Below are 20196 nucleotides of genomic sequence, written 5' to 3'. Positions count from 1 at the left end.
TGTCCGGCGGATCTTGCCGCCTGCGGCGGGCTGCTCCCCGCCCCGCCCCTTCCCGTAACCAGGGGCTTCGCCCCTGGACCCCGGGGTCTGGGGCGGAGCCCCAGTTTCGGGAAGGGGCGGGGCGGGGAAAGACCCGCCGGACACCTCGTAGGGCACGGCGCCGTGTCAGGGGCCGTGTCAGGGGCGTGACAGGCGGGTGTCAGGCCCGGCCGGGACCGTGTTGGGCATGAAGAGTTCGGCGATCGCAGTTTCCGGGCTGCGCAAGACATATGGCGACAAAGTCGTGCTCGACGGCATCGACTTCGAGGTCGCCGCGGGATCGGTCTTCTCCATGCTCGGCCCGAACGGGGCGGGCAAGACGACGACCGTGAACGTCCTGACGACGTTGATGAAGGCCGACGCCGGGACCGTACGGGTCGCCGGGCACGACGTGGTGACCGGGATCAAGGAGGTGCGCGCGGTCATCGGCGTGACCGGTCAGTTCGCCGCGGTGGACGAGTTGCTGTCGGGCCGGGAGAACCTGCGACTGATGGCGGACCTGAAGCGCGTGCGCTCCGGCGGCCAGGTGGTCGGGCGGCTGCTGGAGCGGTTCGACCTGGTGGAGTCGGCCGACAAGATGGCGGCGACCTACTCCGGCGGTATGCGCCGGAAGCTGGACCTGGCGATGACGCTGGTCGGCAATCCGCGGATCATCTTCCTGGACGAGCCGACGACCGGCCTCGACCCGCGCAGCAGGCGCGCGATGTGGGGGATCGTCCGCGAGTTGGTGGCCGACGGCACCACCATCTTCCTCACCACCCAGTACCTCGACGAAGCCGACCAGCTCGCCGACCGGATCGCGGTGCTCGACCAGGGCCGCCTGGTCGCCCAGGGGACCTCCGAGGAACTCAAGCGCCAGGTCCCCGGCACCCATGTCCGGCTCCGGTTCGCCGGTCTCCGCGAACTCGACGCGGCGGCGGGGGCCCTGCCCGGGTCCACGCGGGACGACCAGGAGCTGACCCTGCGCGTGCCCGGCAACGGTGACTCGAAGTCGCTGCGGGGCCTGCTGGACAAGCTCGACGAGCACACGATCACCGCGGAAGAGTTCTCGGTGCACACACCGGACCTCGATGACGTCTTCTTCGCCCTGACCGGTCACGCCACACAGGCCGCGGACACCACACACGACACACACGCCACAAACACCACACACGCCACCACGGAGGCGATCGCGGAATGAGCACTGTCTCGACGTCGTTCGGCGACGCGGCGATCATGCTGCGTCGCAACTTCAAGCACACGGTCAGGAATCCGGTCACGGTCTTCCAGGCGGTCCTGTTTCCCGTCGTGATGATGCTGATGTTCGTCTACGTCTTCGGCGGCGCCTTCAAGGTCACCGGCGAGTACATCGACTACGCGGTGCCGGGCCTGACCGTCATGGCCATCACCTACGGGCTGGGCCCGACCGCGGCGGCCGTGAACGGCGACATGACGAAGGGCATCAACAACCGGTTCAAGGCCATGGACGTCTCCCACGGCGCCGTGCTGGCCGGTTATGTCGTCTCCACCACGGTGCGCAGTCTGATCGCCGACGCGGTCATCATCGGCGTCGGCTTCGCGATGGGCTTCCGTCCGCATGCGAGCCTCCTCCAGTGGCTCGCCGTGATCGGCCTCATGCTGTTGCTCGCCTTCGCGACCAGCTGGCTCACGGTCGCCATGGGCCTGGCCGCGAAGACCGTGGAGTCGGCGGGCATGGCCACCGTGCCGCTGATCATGCTGCCGTTCCTGAGCAGCGCGTTCGTGCCCGCGGACACGATGGGGACCGGTGTGCGGCAGTTCGCGGAGTACCAGCCGTTCACCCCGATCATCGAGACGCTGCGCGGGCTGCTGTCGGGCGGCCACCCGTCGACCGGCGACGCGATCGCGGCCGTCGCCTGGTCCGTCGGGTTCACGCTCGTCGGGTACGTATGGGCGATCGCCACGTTCAGGAAGCGAGCGTGACCTCGACCAGCCGGGACCAGCTGGTGCGCGTCCCGTCCCGAGTCGCCTCGGCGAACCTCGCCTCGCCGAGGCGGCACCGCGCGGCCCGCTCGATCCGGGCCAGGTCCGGGTGGGCGCGGTCCCGCAGCCCGCGTACGACCGCGCTCGCCGCGAGCAGCCGCGCGGCCTGCTCGTGCTCGTCGCGGCGCAGTGCCAGGTCCGCGACCCCGACCAGCACATGCGCGATCAGCAGCGCGTGTCCCACCTCGGACGCCGCCTCGCAGGCCGCCGCGCGGTGCGCCCGGACCTCGCCGAGGTCATCGGCGAGGTAGCCGAGCAGATCGTGTGTCACCGCGCGGATGTCCGCCCGCTCCGCCTCGTCGCCCAGCATGGCCGTCGCGAGGCCGAGTTGGCGGTGCGCCTCCTCGGCGTCGCCGTCCCACCGGGCGAGTTCCGCCCGCGAGAAGGCCAGTTCGGCCAGCGCGTCCGGCCAGGTGACCCGCTCCGCGCACCGCCGCGCCTCGGCCATGGCGGCCGCGCCGGCGTCCTTGTCGCCCAGCAGCCAGTACAGCTGCGCCTGCCGCGACCGCATCCGGATGACGTCCTCGGTGGCACCGACCTCGCTGACGACCGCGATCGCCTGCTCGTAGCGTTCGCACGCACCGGCGAAGTCGCCGCGTACGGCGAGCAGGTTGGCCAGCTCGGTCAGGGCGAGCGAGATCCCGTACCGCTCGCCGAGCGCCCGGAACTCGGCGAGCGCCGCCTCCAGGTGGGCCTCAGCGGTCGGGCCGTCCTGCCCGTCCTGGCCACCCCGACCGTCCTGCCCGTCCCCGTCCTGCCCGTCCCGCCCGGCCTGCCCGTCCCGCCCGGCCTGCCCGGCCTGCCCGAACATGATCCGCATCTTGCCCATATGCCACCGGGCCAGCGCGCGCACCCAGGGGTCATCGTCGTCCAGCAGCGGTGCGAACGCGGTCAGGGCCGCTTCGGGCGTGTGCAGCATGCGTTCCAGGACCGCGATGAACTTCACCCCCGGGTGGCAGTGGCCGTGCGCGCTGAGCCGGTGCGCCTCGTGGATCCACTCCGCGGCCTGGCGCTCATCGCTCCGCCCGGAGGTCACGAAGTGCACGATCAGCGCGTACACCAAGGCCCGTACGTCATCGGGTACTTCCCCTGGCGTCCTGGTGGCCGCGGTGATCAGTTCCAGGCCCTCGGTCCTGCGCCCGCCGAGCCACCAGTACCAGCCCGCGCCCGCCGCGAGCCGCATCGCCGCCCGCGCCTCGCCCGCCGCGAGCGCGCCGCGCATCGCCGCACCGATGTTGTCGTGCTCGGCCTCGAGCACGGCCAGCCACTCCACCTGCTCGGCGCGGCGCAGCCACGGCTCCGCGGTCTCGGTGAGCTCGGTGAAGTGGGCGAGATGCGCCTGGCGCGCCAGGTCCGACTCCCCCGCCTCCGCGAGCCGGTGTCCGGCGTACTCCCTGATCGTGCCGATCATGCGGTAGCGCGGGGCGCCACCGCCCTCGGCGACCAGCAGCGACTTCTCGGTCAGCGCGGTGAGCAGCTCCAGCACCCGCTCCTGCTCGACTCCGCCGCCCGCGCAGACCCGTTCTGCGGCCTCCAGGCTCGCCCCGCCCGAGAACACCGAGAGTCTCCGCAACACCATCCGTTCGGCCTCGGTGAGCAGCTCCCAGCTCCAGTCGACGACCGCGCGCAGCGTTTTGTGCCGCGGCAACGCGGTGCGGCTGCCGCTGGTCAGCAGGCGGAACCGGTCGTCGAGCCGGTGGGCGAGCTGGTCGATGGACATGGTCCGCAACCGGGCCGCGGCCAGTTCGATCGCCAGCGGCATCCCGTCCAGCGCCCGGCAGACGCGCACCATCGTCGCCAGCGTGTGGGCGTCGGCCGCGAGGCCACGGCGTACCGCCCCGGCCCGGTCCCGCAGCAGCTGGACGGCGGGTGAGGAGCCGATCTCGCCCGGGCCCGCGTCCCCCTCCGGCAGGGCCAGCGGCTCGACCGGCCACAGCGCCTCCCCGGTGATGCCGAGCGGTTCCCGGCTCGTCGCCAGGATCCGCAGCCGTCGGCACTCCCCGAGCACCCGGTGGGCGAATACCGCCGCGGACTCGATCACATGCTCGCAGTTGTCCAGGATCAGCAGCGCCTCCCGTTCGCGGACCGCGGCGATGAGCCGGTCGGTCAGCTCCGCGTTCGGGGCCGCGCCGAGCAGGGCGTCCCGGAGGCCGAGCCCGGCGAGCGCGGGCTGCGCCACATCGCCGTCCGCGCCAACGGCGGCGAGCTCCACCAGCCAGGCGCCGTCCGGCAGTTCGCCGAGCAGCGTGCGCGCGGTCTCCGTGGCCAGCCGGGTCTTTCCCGCGCCGCCCGGCCCGATCACGGTGGTGAGGCGGTGCTCGGCGATCAGCCCGCGGACCGCGGCGACATCGGCGTCCCTGCCGACGAAACTGGTCAGCTCGGCGCGCAGGTTGCTCTTACGGTTCGCTTCCCCCCGCCCCGGCTCGCCCCGTCCCGGCTCGCCCCGCCCCAGCTCGCCCCGCAACAGCGCGATGTGCAACGCGGCCAGCTCCGGCGAGGGATCGACGCCCAGCGCGTCGGCCAGCGCCTCCCGCGCGCGCTGGTACACCTGCAGCGCCTCGCTGTCCCGACCGGCCGCGACGAGGGCCCGCATCAGCGCGCCGACGAGCCGTTCCCGCACCGGGTGCGCGGCCACCAGGTCGGTCAGCTCCGCCACCAGGTCCGCACCCCGCCCGAGGGTGACTTCCGCCTCGACCCGCTCCTCCGTGGCGGTCAGCCGCAGCCCTTCGAGCCGTACGACCGCGGCGTCGAACGCGGCGCTGTCCCGCAGCCCGACGTCCTGCATGGCCGCACCGCGCCACAGGCCGAGGCCCTCGCGCAACAGCCGCACCCGCCGGGCCCCGTCCCCGGCGCGGGCCTGACCCGCGCCGACGAGCCGTTCGAACCGCACGGCATCCACGGCATCGGGCTCCACCATCAGCCGATAGCCGTCCGGCTGCCCCTCGATCGCCCCGCCCGGCAGCACCTTCCGCAGCCGGGAGACCAAGCGCTGCAGGGCATTCGCCGCATCGGCGGGCGGCTGCTCACCCCAGATCCAGTCGACCAGCGACGCCTTCGGAACCACCTGTCCCGGCCTGAGCGCAAGGGCGACCAGCAGTCCGCGCAGCCGCGCCCCCGGCACGTCGGCCGAGCGGCCGTCGTCCGTGCGAACCTCGAGTGGCCCCAGCATCCCGATCTGCACCCGCTGATTTTGCCACGGGCGTGTCGCGAGGCGTCTGGGGCCGCCAATGGGCTGGAGGAGGCCGCCTACCGCACGGCCTGGCGCCATGCGACGGGCGCCGACGTCCAGGACGATCTCACGGACGAGGGCCGGATGCGATCCGCGAGTGAACCGACCGGCCGCCGGAGGCCGCGGTCAGCCGGGTACGTCCATGCGCTGTGTGCCGATCACCGACAGCAGCCGCAGAGCCTCCTCCGCCGGGGAGCCGGGGTCGGCCGTGTAGATCACGACTCGCTGGTCCCGGTCGGTGATGTCCAGGACATCGCAGTTGAGCGTGATGGGACCGATCAGGGGGTGCCGGAAGGTCTTGTGCGGGGCGGGTTCGACCGACATCTCGTAGGCGGACCACAGCCGGGCGAACTCCGCGCTGCCGGTGAGCAGGTCATTCACCAGCGTGGCCACTTCGGGGTCGTCGGGGTAGCGGGCGGTGGCGGCCCGCAGGTGCCGGGCCGCGGTACGGCCGAAAACGTCCATACCGGACCGGCTGTACCACTGCCGCTCCCCCACTCGCGGATCGAGGAAGGTACGGCGCAGGAAGTTGCGCTCGCGCCGGGGCAGGGCGGAGAAGTCCTCCAGGAGGGCGGCCGCCAGGTCGTTGTGGGCGATCACCTCATAGGCCGCGGACAGTACGAGTACCGCGGCGTGCGGCAGCCGCCGCAGCAGGTCCAGAATGCTGGGGCGCACCTCGCGGGAGGGCCCTGACGGCGGGGCGGGCAGGGCGCCGGCTAGGTAGTGCAGGTGGGCGCGCTCGGCGTCCGACAGGCGCAGGGCACGGGTCAGACCGGCCAGCACCTCGCGCGAGGGCCGCGGGCCACGGGCCTGCTCCAGCCTCGTGTAGTACTCGGTCGAGATGTACGCCAGCTGCGCCACCTCCTCGCGCCGCAGCCCCGGGGTACGACGCCTCGGCCCGGCGGGCAGCCCCACATCGGCAGGGGTGATCCGCTCGCGCCTGCTGCGCAGGAAACCGGCCAGCTCACGTCTGTCCATGTTCCCCAGTGTCGGCGGGCCGACGAAGCCGATCCAGGTACCGCCGGTGCCTGGATGAGGGCGCGCGGCCGGACCCAGGCTCATCGGCATGGACAACACACAGACCACCGCCCCCTCCACCCCCGCCGACCCGGGCCTGCTGACCGGCAAGGTCGCCTTCATCAGCGGAGCCGGCCGCGGCATAGGCGCCGCCGCGGCGCGGCTGTTCGCCCGGGAAGGCGCCCGGGTCCTGCTCGCGGCCCGCACGGAGAGCCAGCTCGAAGCGGTGACCGAACAGATCCGGGCGGCGGGCGGCACCGCGGAGTACACGGTGTGCGACCTGGCGGACCCGACAAGCGTGCGCGCCGCCGTCGACCGCACCGTGGAGCTGTACGGCCGACTCGACGCCGCCTTCAACAACGGGGCGATCGGCACGCGGCGGATCGGCCCGATGGACCAGGTGCGGGAGGCGGACTTCGACCAGCAGTACGGCGTCAACCTCAAGGGCGTCTGGCTGGCCCTGGCCGCCCAGGTCGCCGCGATCAGGGCGACCGCCGGCACGGGCTCAATCGTCAACACCTCGTCCGTCGGCGGCTGGCGGGGCAACCCCGTACTGCCCGCCTACAGCGCGATGAAGCGAGGTGTCCACAGCCTCACCGAGTCGGCCGCCGTCGCCTACGGCCCGGAAGGCATCCGCGTCAACGCCATCGCCCCCGGCACCACGCTGACCGAGATGATGCGCGGCTGGGAAGCGGAATCGCCGGGCGTCATCGACCAGCTCAACGCCCGCACCCCACTGCGCCGCGCCGCCGAACCCGAGGAGGTCGCCGAGGCCGCCGCCTGGCTGCTGAGCGACCGCGCCTGCTACGTCACCGGAGTGGTCCTCCCCGTCGACGGCGGCATGCGCGTCTCGTGAGCCGAGGAAGCGTTCTGGCTTTCGCTCGTAGCGGCGATGCGGCCTGCCACCGGCGTCCATCAGGCCGTGCTGGGGTGCGGGTCAAGCGGCCTCGTAGTGCAACATGGCCCTCTCCGGATAACTCAGGCCCCATGCGGGACAACGCCTGGGGTGTGCGTCCCGAAGGTCCCTCAATCAGCCCCGGAGGTGCCATGCCCCTACAGATGCGGTTGCGCGCGATAACGCTCGATTGCCTTGATCCGCTGGCTTTGGCGACGTTCTACCAGCAAGCCACGGGCCTCGAACCGCACCCGAAATCCAATGCCGACTTCGCCGGTCTCACCTGTGAGGACGGCCTCTTCATCGGCTTCCAACGGGTCGACGACTATCGCGCTCCCTGCTGGCCCGAACAGAGCGTTCCCCAGCAGTTCCACCTTGACTTCGCCGTTGATGACCTGGACGAAGCCGAGGCGCGACTGCTGGAGCTGGGCGCGAGCAAACCGGATCACCAGCCAAATGACAGGTGGCGGGTCCTCACGGACCCGGCTGGACACCCCTTCTGCCTGGTCAGAGCCTGATCTCGACGAGCCAGGCCATGGTTCGTTCGATCCGGCGGCCCTGGCGAGGCCGCCTGGAGTCAGTGCAGGGCCTCGATGGCCTTCAGGATCAACGCCCGCGCCCCGGCCCCGTATACGGCCATGCTGCGCAGCCGCTCGAATACTTCCAGGTACAAGGCGATCTCGGAGGGCTGGGTGATGTTGACCTCCGCCGAGACGAACTCCACCGACACGAGGGTGTCGTCATAAACGTGGAAGGTCTCGACCGGCCACTGCCGTCGCTCACGTGTGGCCTTGGGGATGATGCCCAGCGAAACCTGGGGCAGGGCGCCGACGGTGAGCAGATGGCCGAGCTGTGCCGCCATCGCGTCCTCATCTCCTAGTTGGGCGTACAGGACCGCCTCCTCCATGAGCATCACAAACCGATGGCCTCGCTCATGGACGATGCGGGACCGCTCGACGCGCGCGGCTGCGGCCTCGGCGCCATCGTTGAACGGGATGCCGCGAAAGTCCGCGATGTTGCTCAGCAGTGCGGCCGCGTACCCCTCGGTCTGCAGCAGCCCCGGGACCATCGTCGAGGAGTAGATGCGGAACAGCTCGGTGTTGTGGAAGAGCCGCACCGCACTGTCCTGTAGTTGCTTCATCCCCCGGCGGACCTGGTGCCGCCATTCCGTGTACATCGACTCGGCGTGCAGGGACTGGGCGATGAGATCTTCCGCCTGATCGGTCACCGCGCAGGCGCTAGTCCATGCGCGGATGTCCTTCGCGGACGGACCGGTCTGGGCGTTCTCGATGCGGGAGGTCTTGGAGTGGTGCCAGGCGCACCGGTCGGCCAGTTCGACGACCGTCAGCCCGGCGCTCTTGCGGAGGTCACGAAGCCGCCGCGCTACAACTTCGCGTGCGGCTTGGGCCGAAGAGGACGGGGAGATGGGCATGAGCTGGCCTGTCCGGTGCGCGCTGTCAGTGGATGTCGTACTGGTCGTGCGGGGTGGCGCGTGTCCACACCGTTTCGAATGCTTCCACGCACAGCTTGGCTGCGGCCGGGTCGTCGGTGATCTCCTCACCGGTCCACGACCCGTCACCAGCGAAGTGGTTCCAGTGGACCCACTGGTCGTCGAACAGCCAAAAGTCGTTGCCGGGCAAGGCGATGTCGGAGGCCCGGCGGCGAGGCAGCCACCGCACCTGTTCGCCGGCCGCGACGTTCGTGAACGTGCCGTCGTACAGGAAACGGGTGTACTCGCTGACCGGCTCGGACACGATACGGGCCCGACGCACCACGATGCCGCGGCCTACGGTCTCCTGGATCAAGTCGAGCCACGGACGCCACCAGGACTCGCGGTCCGCCGGGTCGTGGCGGAAACCCTTGCTCCATGCGGCGAACGGGCCCTCCTCGTAGTCGACGGCGTAGGCGTCCCGCATCTCCAGGTGCACGGCGGAGCGCGTGCAATTGGCGATCAGCTCATCGAATGTCGGTGCGCTCGACGGCATCGCAAGCCTCCCGGATCATGTGCACCATCCTGGCGGGGATACGGATCACGGCCTCGTTGTCCGGGATGCCCTTGGCGTGGCCCGGCACCTCGAACGCGGCGCATTGTGCTTCAAGCTCGGGGCCCGGCTTCCAGCCCTGGAAGACGAGTTCCTGTTTGTCCTGGTCAACCCACACCGTGGGACTCTGTTTGTCCCCGGTGTTGGGGTCGATACCGATGAACAGTAGCGATGACATGACCGCCTCCGTCAATGTGTTGTGCATTTGTGTGCAACACCGTCAACCACGGTGAGTAGCCCGTCAAGAGAGGGACGCCGCATGCCACTCGTTCGAGTAGGCATGGTGCACAAATCTGCACATCGCTAGATGGGCCATACGCGCATTCCTAGCGTCGAGGGTTACAACGACACCCTGGCGGAGGCGGCAGAGCCTCCCGGGGCGCGGCCAACGCCACAAGGAGCGCCAGCATGGCCACTACTACCGCCCGAGCCCTCCCGTGGTGGACACCGCCGAACACCGAGGACGTCGAGGTGTTACCGGTGGGCAAATGGTGGGACGCCGTCTCCGCGCCCACAGCCGTCGCGGACCGCGCCCTGGAACTGCTCGGTGACCAGTCCGGCGCCGTCATCCAGGACGACACCTACGGCAAGACGTACTGGTTGACCGGCATCGGCACTTCAACCGTCCGCAGCTGGCGCATGCGCCAGGTCCGCGTCCTCACCGAACTTGCCGACGAGGGCACTCTCCTCGGCGTACCACCTGCCTCCTGGGGGGCTGAGCACCGGACATACTGGCGGATCCCGCTCGGCCCGGACCGGTATCTGACCGACATCAAGCGTCTACTCACTGCCCTGAGCCAGGCTCTCGACGACGTCCTCGGCCCAGAACCGGACGGCAGGCAGCTCTGCTATCACTGCCAACTCCCGACTGACGAGCCGGTCCCGGTCGAGGTGGAGGGCGGCGGCGACGTCGGCAAGGTCACCTATGGCTGCCCCGCCCACGCACCGCTCTACTCGAAGCGCCAACCGCGGACCCTCACCAGCGCCGCCGCAACCGAGCACGAGGGGCAGATCCGATGACGACCTGCCGGTCCTCCCTGCTCCCGGGCATCGAACTGCCAGACCCCGAAACCCTGACCGGCCCTCAACCACGGGGCTGGAACCGCGCCCTGTGCGGGCGGCGGCTGTTCGCTGACCAGCTGCTCGGCACGGTCGAGTGGACCTGCGGGGGCGTCACCAAGGAGAACCTCGAACTGTACGTGTGCCGACCACTGCGCAGCGAGGCTCGTGCAGCTCAGCCGGGTGGTGGCGAGCAGCCGCCCCCACCCCCCGGGGAAGGCCGAGCCCGGGAGGTGCCGGATGAGGCACCGCCGAAGGCCGCTCGCCCTGCGGGCCGGGCTGCTCGCCTACCGCGCCGCCCGCATGGGTCTCCTGCTCTGCGCGGTCCCCGCGCTACTGGTGCTCGCGGTCTGGCTCTGCTTCGCGAGCACCCCCATCCCGTAGACCGGGTGGATCGCTGGTGTTCCGGGCCCCCGTACCGGAACGAGGGCGCCAGCGGCCCGCCCCTGGGCACCCTGCGGTCGACGCAGCCAGGCACACGGCCGCCGGCCGCAGGGTAGGGACTCCGGCCCCCGAGATGGGGATCCCGGGGGCCGGAGTCCCACACAGAGAAGCCCCCGCCCCGGCCGCCCCGTTATCGGTGAGGACGGCCCGGCCAGGGCGGGCCTTACGCGGACGCCCAAGCGCCCGCACTCAGGAGGTAGAACTGTGACTGCCGAGAACAAGCACAAGGGCGATCCCGCCCCGATCAAGCCGTGGACGCCCCCGCCGCCGCCCCCGCCGGACGGCACACCGCCCCCGCGAGAGAGGTGACGGCCCATGACCGAAGACTGGCGGCCACGTCACGCGGCACTGCTGGAAGCCCTCACCGCGTCCGGCGAACTCCCGCACGCATGGCGCCCGGCCTTCGCCGCTGTCCCACGCCACCACTTCATCCCGGGCGACATCTGGGAGCAGCAGGCCACCTGCGTTCCCGTCACGACGGACGCGGCCTGGTGGGACCTCGTCTACCGGGATGTGCCGATCGTGACGCAGGTGGACGACGGGCAGCGCGACGGCCCGGGCATCGCGACCTCGTCCAACTCCATGCCCACGATGGTGGCGCGCATGCTCACCGCGCTCGAGGTCGCCGACGGGCAGCGCGTATTGGAGATCGGCACCGGCAGCGGCTGGAACGCGGCACTGCTCGCCGCACGACTGGGTAGCGGGAACGTCACCACCATCGAAGTCGATCCGGTGCTGGCGGAGAAGGCAGCAAGGGTCATCAAGGAGGCCGGATACAGCCCCGACGTCGTATGGGGCGACGGCGCACGAGGGTGGGAGTCCGGGGCACCCTACGACCGGATCACCGCGACCTGCTCGGCACGCCGCATCCCGTACGCATGGGTACGGCAGACCAAGCCGGGCGGGCTCATCGTCGCCCCGCTGGCAGGGGACTTCTGGTCCGGGACGCTGGTGCGGCTCGACGTGGCCGGTGACGGGGTCGCCTCCGGCCGGTTCGTCGGCGGTGCCCGGTTCATGCCGATGCGCTCGGAGCGCCCTGGCCCGGACCTCCCGGTGGACAGCGGAACCGGGCGGCGCGGCAGCACCGGCGCGCTTCCCTCCGAGACCATGACCGGCCTCGGCTTCGCGCTCTACGCGGGCGCGAAACTGCCGGGCGTGGTCATGGCCGATGGAGCACCCGACGGCAGACATCAGATCTGGCTCCACGATCGAAACGGGTCGGCGGCCACGGTCACCCAGGAGGAGGTGTGGCAGTACGGCCCACGCCAGTTGTGGGACGAGGCCACCGCCGTGCACGACGCGTACATGAACGACGGCAGCCCGGACTCCGGCGACTTCGGGTTGACCGTGTCCCCCGGCGGACAGTGCCTATGGCTCCGCTCACCTGACACGCCGCTTGGCTGACAGATCGCGCCAACCCAGACCCCGCCGGTGGTGCTCGCCCGGGTCGTCGCCGAGGACTACGGCGACCGGCCGCCGAAGCCGACGAAGGGCAACCTCAACGGGACGGACGGGAACCGGCACTTCTACGGCTTCGAGTGCATCAACCTCGGCAACGGCAAGGACCCCTGGACCGAGGCCCAACTCGACGCGATCGAGAAGGTGGGCGCGGCGACACCCTGTGGTCGATCGCGGCCTCGAAGCTCGGCGACGGCGCGCGCTGGCCCGAGATCGCCAAGCTCAATGGCCTCAAGGACGCCGACCAGATCGTCCCCGGCCAGAAGCTCAAGCTCCCCAAGCGCTGACCCCAACCCCAGCTACGAACGGATCTCCCATGGACGTCCATCTCGACCTCGCCTACTGGCTCGGCCCGCTCACCAGCGTGGTCCTTGCCCGTCCTCGTCGGCCTTGTCACCACCCACGTCACCAACTCCAGCGCGAAAGCCGTGCTCCTCCCGGCGCTGAGCACGATCAATGGCTTCGTGGTCGAGTACGCGAATCCCGGCCCGGACTACGACGGGGGCACCGCCGCTGTGCTGTCCCTTGTCGCGTTCGGCATCGGTGTGCTGACGCACTTCGGCCTGTGGAAGCCGACTGGTATCAGCGCTCGCGCGCAGAACGTGGGCGCCAGACCCGCGCCGCGCTCTCTTCCCCAGTAGGAGGCCCTGTTGGACGCCACCACCGCCACCGCCCTCGGCGCACTGCTCGTCGGCCTCGGCGGGTTGGCAACCGCGGTGGTGACGTTCGTGGGCAAGCGCGGTGAGAATGCGATCAGCGCGTACACCAGCTTGACCGACCAGTTGCGGGAAGAGCTGGCGACGAAGAAGACCGAGCTCGCCGAGAAGAGCACCGCGCTTGCGGAGACGAGCGCGGCCCTGGCCGTCGAGGCCGCCGAGCGCCGCACGGACCGAGGCAGAGAACGCCCGGCTGCGCGGCATCATCACCCATCTCGGAGGACAGCCGTGACCCGCACCCAGGCAGCGCTCGCTCACCGTTGGCGTACCATCGCGCTCGCATGCTGGCTGGTGGCCATCACCGGGGCGGTGCTGCTGGTGTGGGCGCGCATATCATCCGCGGACCACCGCGGAGACCAGCTGGCGACTGAGGCCGACCGGCGCGGTACCGCTGTCAGCACACTGGCCGGGGACGTGCGGGCCTTGCGAGGCCCAAGTGAAGGCAGCAGGGAAAACGCCGGTTGCGCCGGATCCCACGAGTGCGATCGAGGATCTCCCGGCGCGGGCCAAGGTGCCGGTACCGCTCCCCGGCGAGCGGGGTGAGAAGGGCGACCGTGGCGAGCAGGGGCCGCCGGGACCGTCCTGCCCGGACGGGTACAGCCTCCAGCCGCCCGCTGATGATCCGGATGCATTGGTGTGCAGGCGGGATGGCGCGCCTCAGCCGGAGCCGACGGATGCCCCAAGCACGCCAGCCGCGCTCGCGCCGGACCGCCGCCGCCTCTGATACACGACACCCCACGACACCCCCTCGTCTGGCCTACGGGCCGGGCGAGGGGGCTTTCGTCATGCCCGGCGGGATGCCCCGTCCGGCCAGACGACATCCACGGGGATGTCTGCCTCGCGAGCCTGGTGTACCACGTCCGCCGTCCCGCCGCCCTTGCCCGTAGGCGGCTGCCCGTTCCACACCGCCACCAGTCGATCGGCACGCTTCAACAGCACGGCGTTCGCCGCTTCGTACGCCTGACGGTTCGCCGTGGCGTAAGGCATCACCAGCACTTCGTCCGCCGCATCGACGAGCCGGTCGAAGGTTTCGGCATGCTCTGGCTTCACCTTCGCCTGCCGATAGTCCTCCGAAGGAATCACCACGGCCAGGCGCCCGCCCGCGGCCAGAACCGCATCCGCGAAGAGGCTGTCACTGCCCTTCGCGATGCACGACACTCCTACCAGGCCGGAGGGCTCATAGGCGGCTAGGACCTTGTCCAGCTCTCCTCGCACCAACGGCACCGATGCGTCGGTGATGTCCATGTGCCCGGTCACAGCGATCGTCGTCACGCCTACGCCTTCCTCGTTACGCGGTCAGCAGGCTCCGGATGCTACTGCGCACATCAGCTACGGCCCGGGGGACACCGTCGCCGACTGTGTAGGGGTACAGCTGTGATAGCTGTGCGCGCACGCGACCGGATCGAAGGCCGGACGCGACATTGACAGCGTTTTGCGCGTGGTCGGCTCCGCTCTGCATATCACCCAGAAGGAAGGCGTATTCGGCTAGGCCGATCCAGTCCAGGGCGTGGCTGCGGCCAGCTTCCGGGCCCCGTTGTTCCAGGGCGGTACGGATGTGGTCGGCGGCCTGGTCAGCGTAAGTACGGGGCTGGGAACGGGCCATCTCCAGGAGTCTGCCGCCGGTGACCCCGGCAAGCTCGGCGTCGTTGAAGTAGCCGATCCAGTATGGCTCGGTCTCACGCCGGTCAGCGGAGCTGAGTGCCTCGGCCGCCTGCGCGGTTGCGCGCCGGAAACCTGACGGCCGGTCCATGCTGGCCAAGGCCCACGCTTCACGGGTGTGGAGCATGGCCCGCAGTCTGGAACCAGCAGTACGGCGCGCCCCGTCCTGAGCCAGGCGCACCAGTTCGAGAGCGTCGTGTGGCCGATCTTGGTACAGCATCTGCCGGGCCATGCCCGCCAGCACGTTTGCGCCGAAGAGGGCATCGCCACCTGCGTGAGCCGCGCGGAGCGCAAGCCGATAGTAGTCCTGGGCACGGCGCTGCTGGCCGATGTCCCACGACATGGAGGCCGCCGTTCCTGCGAGTTCGGCCATGACGCTGTACAGGCGCCGCTCGATGGCCGGGGCCTGGTGTTCGTCGAGGGCGGCAGTCACCTCGGCGAGCTGCCCGACGACGGCCTTTCGGCAGAGGCCGCCTCCACCAGCGCGGCCCCATCGGCGGAAGGCGCGCGCGGTGGTCTCCAGTTCGTCCACCTCGCGAGCGCCCAGGCGCCCGGGACGGCGTGGTCGGTCGTCGGCTGCGGGGGGTGTGCGCCATCCGTCGAGGGCATCGAGAAGCGGCGCGCCGGTGACGATGCCTGCGAGGGCACGCGTCGCGGCTCGGCGGTCCATCAGGTCGCTCCTGGTGAGGTCGGCGGCCATGCCAGCGGTGGCGTCTGGCCGCCACGGTACGGCGTCGGTATCTCCTTGCTCGGTGTGGGGCCTGGACGCCCTCCGCGGTTCTTGTGGTGCGGAGGTCATGCTTTCCCACGGTTGGGGGGCGAGGCCGACGAGGTGCCCGGGGATACGCAGCCCGTCAGCGATCCGGCGGATGACCTCTATGGAGGTGACTCTGCTTGATCCGTTCATGATCGTGGAGACCTTGCCTGGGGTGAGCTGGCAAGCTGCGGCGATCCTGTTCTGTGACAGGCCGCCCCATTTTTTGATCAGGGAGAACACTGCGGCGAAGTCGTGCTCTTCCAGGGCTCGGCGCAGGTCGTCTCTGTCGAGGGTGTCTGGGGCGAGCGGGCCGGGGGTGGTGGCATCCATGGGGCCAACTTCCCGCCTGATCGTAGGCGCAAGCAGTGTGGTGTACCGAGCTGGGAACGAGCGTATTACCGCCTCGGTAACCCCCGCCGGTTATCCCGTGATCGCTGTCACACGACCAATCTCGATGTGTGCCAGTCCTTCACCGATGACGTCGGGGGAAATCGTGCAGACGAACGCCGCCTGTTGCTTGCCGTGGACACCGCCGAACACGGAGGACGTCGAGGCGTTACCCGCAGGCAGATGGTGGGACGCCGTCCGCGCGGCCCCGACCGTCGGCGAACGCGCCCTCGAACTGCTCGGCGACGCCACCGGCGCCGTCATCAAGGACAAGAACGGCACCCTGTACTGGCTCGTCGCCGTCGGCACCGAGACGAGTTGGCACCTGCGGCAGGTCCGCGTCCTCACCGAGCTGGCCGACGAGAGCACCTACCTCGGCGTACCCCCCGTCTCCTGGACGGAGGGCCCCCGCACCCATTGGCGCGTGCCGCTCTCGGCCGACCACTACCTGACGGACGCAGGGAGGCTATGGGGGGCGCTGGCCGAGGCCGACCGTGCCGAGTACGGCCGCAGGCCGGAAGGCCGTCAACTCTGCTACCGCTGCAAGCTGCCCACCGACGAGGCGATCCCGGTCGACGTGGAGGACAGCGGCGGCGCCGTCGACAGGACCACGTACGCCTGCCCCGCCCACTCGCCGCTCTACTCGAAGCGCCGACCGCGGACCCTCACCAGCGCGGCCGCGGCCGAGCACGAAGGGCGGCCCCGATGACGGGCAGCCAGACCGCGGCCACCGCGCGACCGGGCCCCGCGGGGATCGACCCGAACGCGCTGACCTACCAGCAACTCCAGGGCTGGAACTGCGCCCTGTGCGGGCTGCCCCTCGGCGCGGACCGGCCGCTCGGCACGGTCACGATCGCGCGGGGCGCAACGCACACGACGTACGAGGTGCGCGGCTGCGCTCCCTCTTGCGCGGAGACCTCCACCGGCCCGGCCGCCGAGACCGAGTGGCGCGCCGCCCTGGAGCACGCCGCAGGCTGCCGGGCCTGCCAGACCATCGGCGGTGGCTGTTCGGAGGGAGAGCAGTTGCTGCACGCCTACGAGGAGGCTGCGCGGCAGGCCCGGTCAGGGGGCGGCGCGTGATGGGGCACCGCAAGGCCACTCCCGCCGAGCGGGCGGCCAGAGCTGAGCAGATTCTGCGTGATGCCGGGTACCGGCCGCTCATTCCGTATCCGGGCCACGCCAGTTCCCCCTGGGCAGCGGTGTGTACGTCGTGTGACACCGTCCGGTACCCCACGGTGACGGAGGTGCTGCAGGACCAGTGCAAGCACGTCAGGCGCGAGCAGCCACCTCCACCCGGCCGGAAGAGTCCGGGAGGCCTCGGATGAGGCACCGCCGCCGCTCCACTGCCGTGAGGGCCGGGCTGCTCGCCTTCCGCGCCGCGCGGATGGGCCTGCTGCTCGCCGTGGCCCCCGCGGTGCTGGTGCTCGCGGTCTGGCTCTGCTTCGCCAGCACGCCGGCCCCATATCCCGGGTGGGCCGCTGGTGGCCCGGGGATCCCCCGCCCCGGGTTTGGCTTCGCCGCTGGCGGTCCACCCTCCAAACACCCTGCGGCCGGTGCAGCCGGGACAGCCGCCGACCGCAGGGCAGGGACTTCCGGCCCCCGAGATGGGGATCGCGAGGGCCGGAGTCCCCACACGGAGAAGCCCCGCCCCGGGCGCGCGCTTGGACGGCCAGCGACCGGGACGAGGACCGTGCACCACCCGACAGAGAGGCAGGCACATGACCGAACGTACGGCATTACTGGACGACACACAGCGACAGGGCGTCGTCCAGACCGCCCTCGACAACAACCCCGAGATGACCGCCGAGATGGCGGGCCGCATCGTCGATGAGGCGGCCAAGTACGTGCTCACCGCTGCGCAGTTCCCACAGGCGGCAATGGCACCGTCACGGGTCGTCGATGAGGGCTGGCACGCGCTCATCCTTCACACCCGCCTGTACAAGGCGTTGTGCGCGCGGCGCGGGAACTACGTCGAGCACACCCCGGGGTACGACCCGGAGAACTACGATCCGGCGATCCTCACGCGCACTCAGGCGATGATGCGCGAGGCTGGGTTCGCCCCCGATGAGGAGTTGTGGACGGCGCCGGACGAGCCGCTCGTGGCTGTGGCGGCGAAGTGCCAGCACGGGAAGGACGACGGCCCGATCATCGTCAACCCGCCCAAGCCCGGCTGACGCGTAGGCTGCGGGCCGGAAGGAGGAGGCAACCGATGGAGTGGATCAACCCGAAGTACGCGGACCTGGTGAAGGCCATGCGACAGGCCCAGGCGAAGGCCTCCCAGCAGGACCCGCCCGACTTCCGGCCTGTCCGGGGATTCATCGTCCCCGAGACCGGAACCGCTGGCCCGCTGCCTCGCTGAGTCCCGGCCCCGTCCGTGCGCCGCGGGCGCGGCGCACGGACGGGGCGCCAGGATTCTTCCGCCACTGATCGACGACACGTAACAGGTACCCGCTGGTAGTCGCTAATCTGACCGGCAGCAAACGTGGACCTCCCCGTCCACTGCCCACGCACGGGTCTGCTGAGCAGGAATCGGCAGCGCTGGATCGGGAGCAGCGCCACCCCTCGGAGTCTCACTTTACGAACTGCGCACCCCTGACACACAGGGTTACACCTCGTTGCAGAGCATGATCCTTTGGGGATGTGGACTCCATGTGGACTCCGGACATGACACTGCCCCCCAATTCGACTGAATCGGGGGGCAGATACTGCCTCTCACCTGCGGTCAATCACTGTGGGCACAGACGGGTTCGAACCGCCGACATCTGCCTTGTAAGGGCAGCGCTCTACCGCTGAGCTATGCGCCCCAGGGGGGCTGTCAGCCTACAGGGTTTCCGGGGTGGTGCCGCAATCGTGGGGAAGGGCGGGGAGGGGGCCGCCGAGGGGGCGGGGCCGGGTTGGAGAAATCCGCAGATCGCGAACCGAACCGGGCGCTGTGTTCGTCAGTGTCGGGTGGGAGAATGACATTCGGACCTGGGCGATCCATCGGGAGCGGGAAGTGGCGGCGTCATCTGCAGAGTCTGCGCGTCCAGCGCGCCGTCCGCGTCGTCCGGCCGACCGTGTTGCCCCATTCATCGCTTTTGGGCGGATCGTCCGTGCGCGTCGGTCTCGTCAGTCACGTCAGTCGCGTGGCCCCTCCGTGCTCGGGCTGATGCTGCTGCCCGTGCCGTTGCTGGTGGCGGTGGGGTCGTTGTCGTTCGCCGGTGGGAGTGGGGGGCGGCGGTGGTTCGGGGGGCGGGGGGAGAGTCAGCGGGCGGAGGCGCAGGCGGCGAAGGATGCCGCGGCGGCGGCGTTCTATGAGCTGGACACCGCGCAGCGGGATCTGCGGATCTCCATCGAGACGATCACCGCGGTGGACGATTCGCCCGCCGCGCGCCGGACGGCGGCCGACTTCTCGGCGCTGGAGCGGCGGATCGACCAGGTCAGCCAGGACTACATCACGGCGGTGGACGCCCACGATCTGGACCGGGACGATCTGGACGCGGCAACGGCCTCCCGGGCCCGTACCGATCTGACCAGGGCGAAGGACGCGCTGGAGCGTACGAAGGCGGATCTGGACCGGTTCGGGCAGGGGCTGGGGTCGCTGCTGGAGCAGGCCGAGACGCGGCTGGCGCGGTTGGCGCCGGCGGTGGAGCGGGCGCGGCAGGCGCTGCTCGCGGCGAGTAACGCGCTGGACGCGGTGCGTGCGTCGGGGCTGCGGGCGGACGATCTGGCGGCCCGGCTGGCGGCGCTGTCGCCCGAGCTGACCAAGCTCAACCAAGGGGCCGGGCAGCACGGTGTACAGGAGACGCTGCGGCGCGCCGATGATGTGCTGCGCGGGGCGGAGGCGGTGCGCGGGGAGGCCGAGCGGCTGCCGGAGCGGGCGGCGGAGATCGACAAGCGGCTGGTGTCGCTGCGCACCCGCGCCCAGGCGATCACCACTCGGGCGGCCGGGGTCGAGCCCGTCCTCAGCGAGCTGCGCCGCCGGTACACCGCGGCCTGCTGGCAGGATCTGCAGCCCGTCCCCGCACAGGCGGCGCGGGATGTGGCGCAGGCCGAGGAGAAGCTCAAGGAGGCGCAGGCGGCGCGCGAGGAGCAGCGCTGGCCGGATGCCACCGCGCTGCTGGCCACCGTACGGGCGCTGCTGAACAGTACGGACGAGGCCGTCTCGGCGGCCGGGGACCGGCTGCGGCGGCTGGACGAGGTGTCGTACGACCAGCAGAAGGAGATCGAGCGCACCCGGTTCGCGATCCGTGACGCGCAGCGGCTGGCCATGGCCGGGCGCAGCACCCCCGATCCGCGCCACGCGCGCCCGCTGGACGACGCCGTGGAGCGCCTCGACCGGGCCATCGCGGGTCTCGAGGGGCGGCATCCGGACTGGTGGCACTTCCTCTCCGAGACCGAGGCCGTGCGGCAGACCGTCGGCCGGGTCGTCCAGGAGATCCGGGACGAGCGGGGCGGGGGGCATTGAGCCCGCGCGAAGCCCAGGGCTCATTCGGGGGGCTGACCTGCGGTTC

General features: G+C 70.7%; 22 protein-coding genes and 1 tRNA gene. 15 read left to right on the top strand and 8 right to left on the bottom strand.

Features of this window, described 5'->3' with window-relative positions:
• Positions 1-226 precede the first annotated feature (226 nt).
• Together LIV37_RS34035 and LIV37_RS34030 are read left to right on the top strand one after the other, a co-directional pair.
• Entirely contained in the window at positions 227-1219 is a 993-nt protein-coding gene (locus tag LIV37_RS34035; protein ID WP_020871621.1) for an ATP-binding cassette domain-containing protein, read from the top strand.
• Positions 1216-1980 (top strand): ABC transporter permease, encoded by a 765-nt coding sequence (locus LIV37_RS34030; RefSeq protein WP_020871620.1) that lies wholly within the window; start codon positions 1216-1218, stop codon positions 1978-1980. Before LIV37_RS34035 ends, LIV37_RS34030 begins: the two co-directional genes overlap by 4 nt.
• Here LIV37_RS34030 and LIV37_RS34025 read toward each other — a convergent pair.
• Positions 1964-5221 carry an AfsR/SARP family transcriptional regulator gene (locus tag LIV37_RS34025; RefSeq protein WP_121824188.1) on the bottom strand — a complete coding sequence of 1086 codons (3258 nt, stop codon included), beginning with the start codon at positions 5219-5221 and terminating at the stop codon, positions 1964-1966. The genes LIV37_RS34030 and LIV37_RS34025 overlap by 17 nt on opposite strands.
• 174 nt (positions 5222-5395) lie before the next feature.
• Positions 5396-6247 carry a helix-turn-helix transcriptional regulator gene (locus LIV37_RS34020; protein ID WP_121825104.1) on the bottom strand — a complete coding sequence of 284 codons (852 nt, stop codon included), beginning with the start codon at positions 6245-6247 and terminating at the stop codon, positions 5396-5398.
• 88 nt (positions 6248-6335) lie between these two features.
• Between LIV37_RS34020 and LIV37_RS34015 the strand changes: the two genes are divergently transcribed.
• A complete protein-coding gene (locus LIV37_RS34015) occupies positions 6336-7142 on the top strand; it encodes an SDR family NAD(P)-dependent oxidoreductase (protein ID WP_020871617.1) in 807 nt (268 codons plus the stop codon).
• 191 nt (positions 7143-7333) lie between these two features.
• On the top strand, positions 7334-7699 hold the full coding sequence (locus tag LIV37_RS34010) for a VOC family protein (RefSeq protein ID WP_020871616.1): 366 nt from the start codon (positions 7334-7336) through the stop codon (positions 7697-7699).
• A gap of 59 nt (positions 7700-7758) precedes the next feature.
• On the opposite strand, the gene LIV37_RS34005 is transcribed toward LIV37_RS34010, so the two are convergent.
• From LIV37_RS34005 to LIV37_RS33995, 3 genes are read right to left on the bottom strand one after another with little or no spacing between them, the layout of a single operon-like run.
• Positions 7759-8613 (bottom strand): helix-turn-helix domain-containing protein, encoded by an 855-nt coding sequence (locus LIV37_RS34005; RefSeq protein WP_020871615.1) that lies wholly within the window; start codon positions 8611-8613, stop codon positions 7759-7761.
• A 25-nt stretch (positions 8614-8638) separates the two neighbouring features.
• Positions 8639-9166, bottom strand: coding sequence for a DUF6879 family protein (locus LIV37_RS34000; RefSeq protein WP_121824189.1), 528 nt, complete (start codon positions 9164-9166; stop codon positions 8639-8641).
• Positions 9138-9428 (bottom strand): hypothetical protein, encoded by a 291-nt coding sequence (locus LIV37_RS33995; RefSeq protein ID WP_020871613.1) that lies wholly within the window; start codon positions 9426-9428, stop codon positions 9138-9140. Before LIV37_RS33995 ends, LIV37_RS34000 begins: the two co-directional genes overlap by 29 nt.
• A 203-nt stretch (positions 9429-9631) precedes the next feature.
• Between LIV37_RS33995 and LIV37_RS33990 the strand changes: the two genes are divergently transcribed.
• The 6 genes from LIV37_RS33990 (at position 9632) to LIV37_RS33960 (ending at position 13443) form a co-directional block, all read left to right on the top strand.
• Positions 9632-10243, top strand: a complete 612-nt coding sequence (locus LIV37_RS33990) for a hypothetical protein (protein WP_020871612.1) — start codon at positions 9632-9634, stop codon at positions 10241-10243.
• 279 nt (positions 10244-10522) lie between these two features.
• Positions 10523-10666, top strand: a complete 144-nt coding sequence (locus tag LIV37_RS33985; RefSeq protein ID WP_167525784.1) for a hypothetical protein — start codon at positions 10523-10525, stop codon at positions 10664-10666.
• A gap of 375 nt (positions 10667-11041) precedes the next feature.
• Positions 11042-12130 carry a methyltransferase domain-containing protein gene (locus tag LIV37_RS33980; RefSeq protein WP_020871610.1) on the top strand — a complete coding sequence of 363 codons (1089 nt, stop codon included), beginning with the start codon at positions 11042-11044 and terminating at the stop codon, positions 12128-12130.
• A gap of 134 nt (positions 12131-12264) precedes the next feature.
• Positions 12265-12471 (top strand): LysM peptidoglycan-binding domain-containing protein, encoded by a 207-nt coding sequence (locus tag LIV37_RS33970; protein WP_243146116.1) that lies wholly within the window; start codon positions 12265-12267, stop codon positions 12469-12471.
• Positions 12472-12555: 84 nt separating this feature from the next.
• Positions 12556-12825, top strand: coding sequence for a hypothetical protein (locus LIV37_RS33965; RefSeq protein WP_020871608.1), 270 nt, complete (start codon positions 12556-12558; stop codon positions 12823-12825).
• 9 nt (positions 12826-12834) lie between these two features.
• The gene (locus LIV37_RS33960) at positions 12835-13443 is read left to right on the top strand and encodes a hypothetical protein (protein WP_243146117.1); all 609 of its coding nucleotides are present in this window, start codon (positions 12835-12837) and stop codon (positions 13441-13443) included.
• 240 nt (positions 13444-13683) lie between these two features.
• Here LIV37_RS33960 and LIV37_RS33955 read toward each other — a convergent pair whose 3' ends face one another.
• Together LIV37_RS33955 and LIV37_RS33950 are read right to left on the bottom strand one after the other, a co-directional pair.
• Positions 13684-14172, bottom strand: coding sequence for a hypothetical protein (locus tag LIV37_RS33955; protein WP_020871607.1), 489 nt, complete (start codon positions 14170-14172; stop codon positions 13684-13686).
• Positions 14173-14188: 16 nt separating this feature from the next.
• Positions 14189-15646 (bottom strand): NsdA family TPR-like regulatory protein, encoded by a 1458-nt coding sequence (locus tag LIV37_RS33950; RefSeq protein WP_020871606.1) that lies wholly within the window; start codon positions 15644-15646, stop codon positions 14189-14191.
• Between the two features lie 163 nt (positions 15647-15809).
• On the opposite strand from LIV37_RS33950, the gene LIV37_RS33945 reads away from it, so the two are divergent.
• The 4 genes from LIV37_RS33945 (at position 15810) to LIV37_RS33930 (ending at position 18062) form a co-directional block, all read left to right on the top strand.
• The gene (locus tag LIV37_RS33945) at positions 15810-16412 is read left to right on the top strand and encodes a hypothetical protein (RefSeq protein WP_243146118.1); all 603 of its coding nucleotides are present in this window, start codon (positions 15810-15812) and stop codon (positions 16410-16412) included.
• The gene (locus LIV37_RS33940; RefSeq protein ID WP_020871604.1) at positions 16409-16783 is read left to right on the top strand and encodes a hypothetical protein; all 375 of its coding nucleotides are present in this window, start codon (positions 16409-16411) and stop codon (positions 16781-16783) included. The genes LIV37_RS33945 and LIV37_RS33940 overlap by 4 nt, the downstream gene beginning before the upstream one ends.
• 638 nt (positions 16784-17421) lie before the next feature.
• The gene (locus LIV37_RS33935; protein ID WP_020871602.1) at positions 17422-17877 is read left to right on the top strand and encodes a glycine-rich domain-containing protein; all 456 of its coding nucleotides are present in this window, start codon (positions 17422-17424) and stop codon (positions 17875-17877) included.
• Positions 17878-17912: 35 nt separating this feature from the next.
• The gene (locus LIV37_RS33930; RefSeq protein ID WP_020871601.1) at positions 17913-18062 is read left to right on the top strand and encodes a hypothetical protein; all 150 of its coding nucleotides are present in this window, start codon (positions 17913-17915) and stop codon (positions 18060-18062) included.
• Between the two features lie 373 nt (positions 18063-18435).
• On the opposite strand, the gene LIV37_RS33925 is transcribed toward LIV37_RS33930, so the two are convergent.
• Positions 18436-18507, bottom strand: a tRNA-Val gene (locus LIV37_RS33925).
• Between the two features lie 344 nt (positions 18508-18851).
• On the opposite strand from LIV37_RS33925, the gene LIV37_RS33920 reads away from it, so the two are divergent.
• Positions 18852-20150 (top strand): coiled-coil domain-containing protein, encoded by a 1299-nt coding sequence (locus tag LIV37_RS33920; protein ID WP_185058012.1) that lies wholly within the window; start codon positions 18852-18854, stop codon positions 20148-20150.
• The last annotated feature ends 46 nt before the right edge of the window (positions 20151-20196 follow it).

Source organism: Streptomyces rapamycinicus NRRL 5491 (assembly GCF_024298965.1).
In the GTDB taxonomy this organism is placed as follows: Bacteria; Actinomycetota; Actinomycetes; order Streptomycetales; family Streptomycetaceae; genus Streptomyces; species Streptomyces rapamycinicus.
This window is presented reverse-complemented; position numbering and strand designations above follow the sequence as displayed.

Excerpts from the sequence above, each read along its gene's own strand:
- LIV37_RS33935 (WP_020871602.1), top strand. The coding sequence starts at position 17,422 with ATGACCGAACGTACGGCATTACTGGACGACACACAGCGACAGGGCGTC.
- LIV37_RS34020 (WP_121825104.1), bottom strand. The coding sequence starts at position 6,247 with ATGGACAGACGTGAGCTGGCCGGTTTCCTGCGCAGCAGGCGCGAGCGG.
- LIV37_RS33995 (WP_020871613.1), bottom strand. The coding sequence starts at position 9,428 with ATGCACAACACATTGACGGAGGCGGTCATGTCATCGCTACTGTTCATC.
- LIV37_RS33980 (WP_020871610.1), top strand. The coding sequence starts at position 11,042 with ATGACCGAAGACTGGCGGCCACGTCACGCGGCACTGCTGGAAGCCCTC.
- LIV37_RS33920 (WP_185058012.1), top strand. The coding sequence starts at position 18,852 with ATGCTGCTGCCCGTGCCGTTGCTGGTGGCGGTGGGGTCGTTGTCGTTC.
- LIV37_RS33940 (WP_020871604.1), top strand. The coding sequence starts at position 16,409 with ATGACGGGCAGCCAGACCGCGGCCACCGCGCGACCGGGCCCCGCGGGG.
- LIV37_RS34010 (WP_020871616.1), top strand. The coding sequence starts at position 7,334 with ATGCCCCTACAGATGCGGTTGCGCGCGATAACGCTCGATTGCCTTGAT.
- LIV37_RS34015 (WP_020871617.1), top strand. The coding sequence starts at position 6,336 with ATGGACAACACACAGACCACCGCCCCCTCCACCCCCGCCGACCCGGGC.
- LIV37_RS33930 (WP_020871601.1), top strand. The coding sequence starts at position 17,913 with ATGGAGTGGATCAACCCGAAGTACGCGGACCTGGTGAAGGCCATGCGA.
- LIV37_RS33985 (WP_167525784.1), top strand. The coding sequence starts at position 10,523 with ATGAGGCACCGCCGAAGGCCGCTCGCCCTGCGGGCCGGGCTGCTCGCC.
- LIV37_RS34005 (WP_020871615.1), bottom strand. The coding sequence starts at position 8,613 with ATGCCCATCTCCCCGTCCTCTTCGGCCCAAGCCGCACGCGAAGTTGTA.
- LIV37_RS34000 (WP_121824189.1), bottom strand. The coding sequence starts at position 9,166 with ATGCCGTCGAGCGCACCGACATTCGATGAGCTGATCGCCAATTGCACG.
- LIV37_RS33950 (WP_020871606.1), bottom strand. The coding sequence starts at position 15,646 with ATGGATGCCACCACCCCCGGCCCGCTCGCCCCAGACACCCTCGACAGA.
- LIV37_RS33990 (WP_020871612.1), top strand. The coding sequence starts at position 9,632 with ATGGCCACTACTACCGCCCGAGCCCTCCCGTGGTGGACACCGCCGAAC.
- LIV37_RS34030 (WP_020871620.1), top strand. The coding sequence starts at position 1,216 with ATGAGCACTGTCTCGACGTCGTTCGGCGACGCGGCGATCATGCTGCGT.
- LIV37_RS34035 (WP_020871621.1), top strand. The coding sequence starts at position 227 with ATGAAGAGTTCGGCGATCGCAGTTTCCGGGCTGCGCAAGACATATGGC.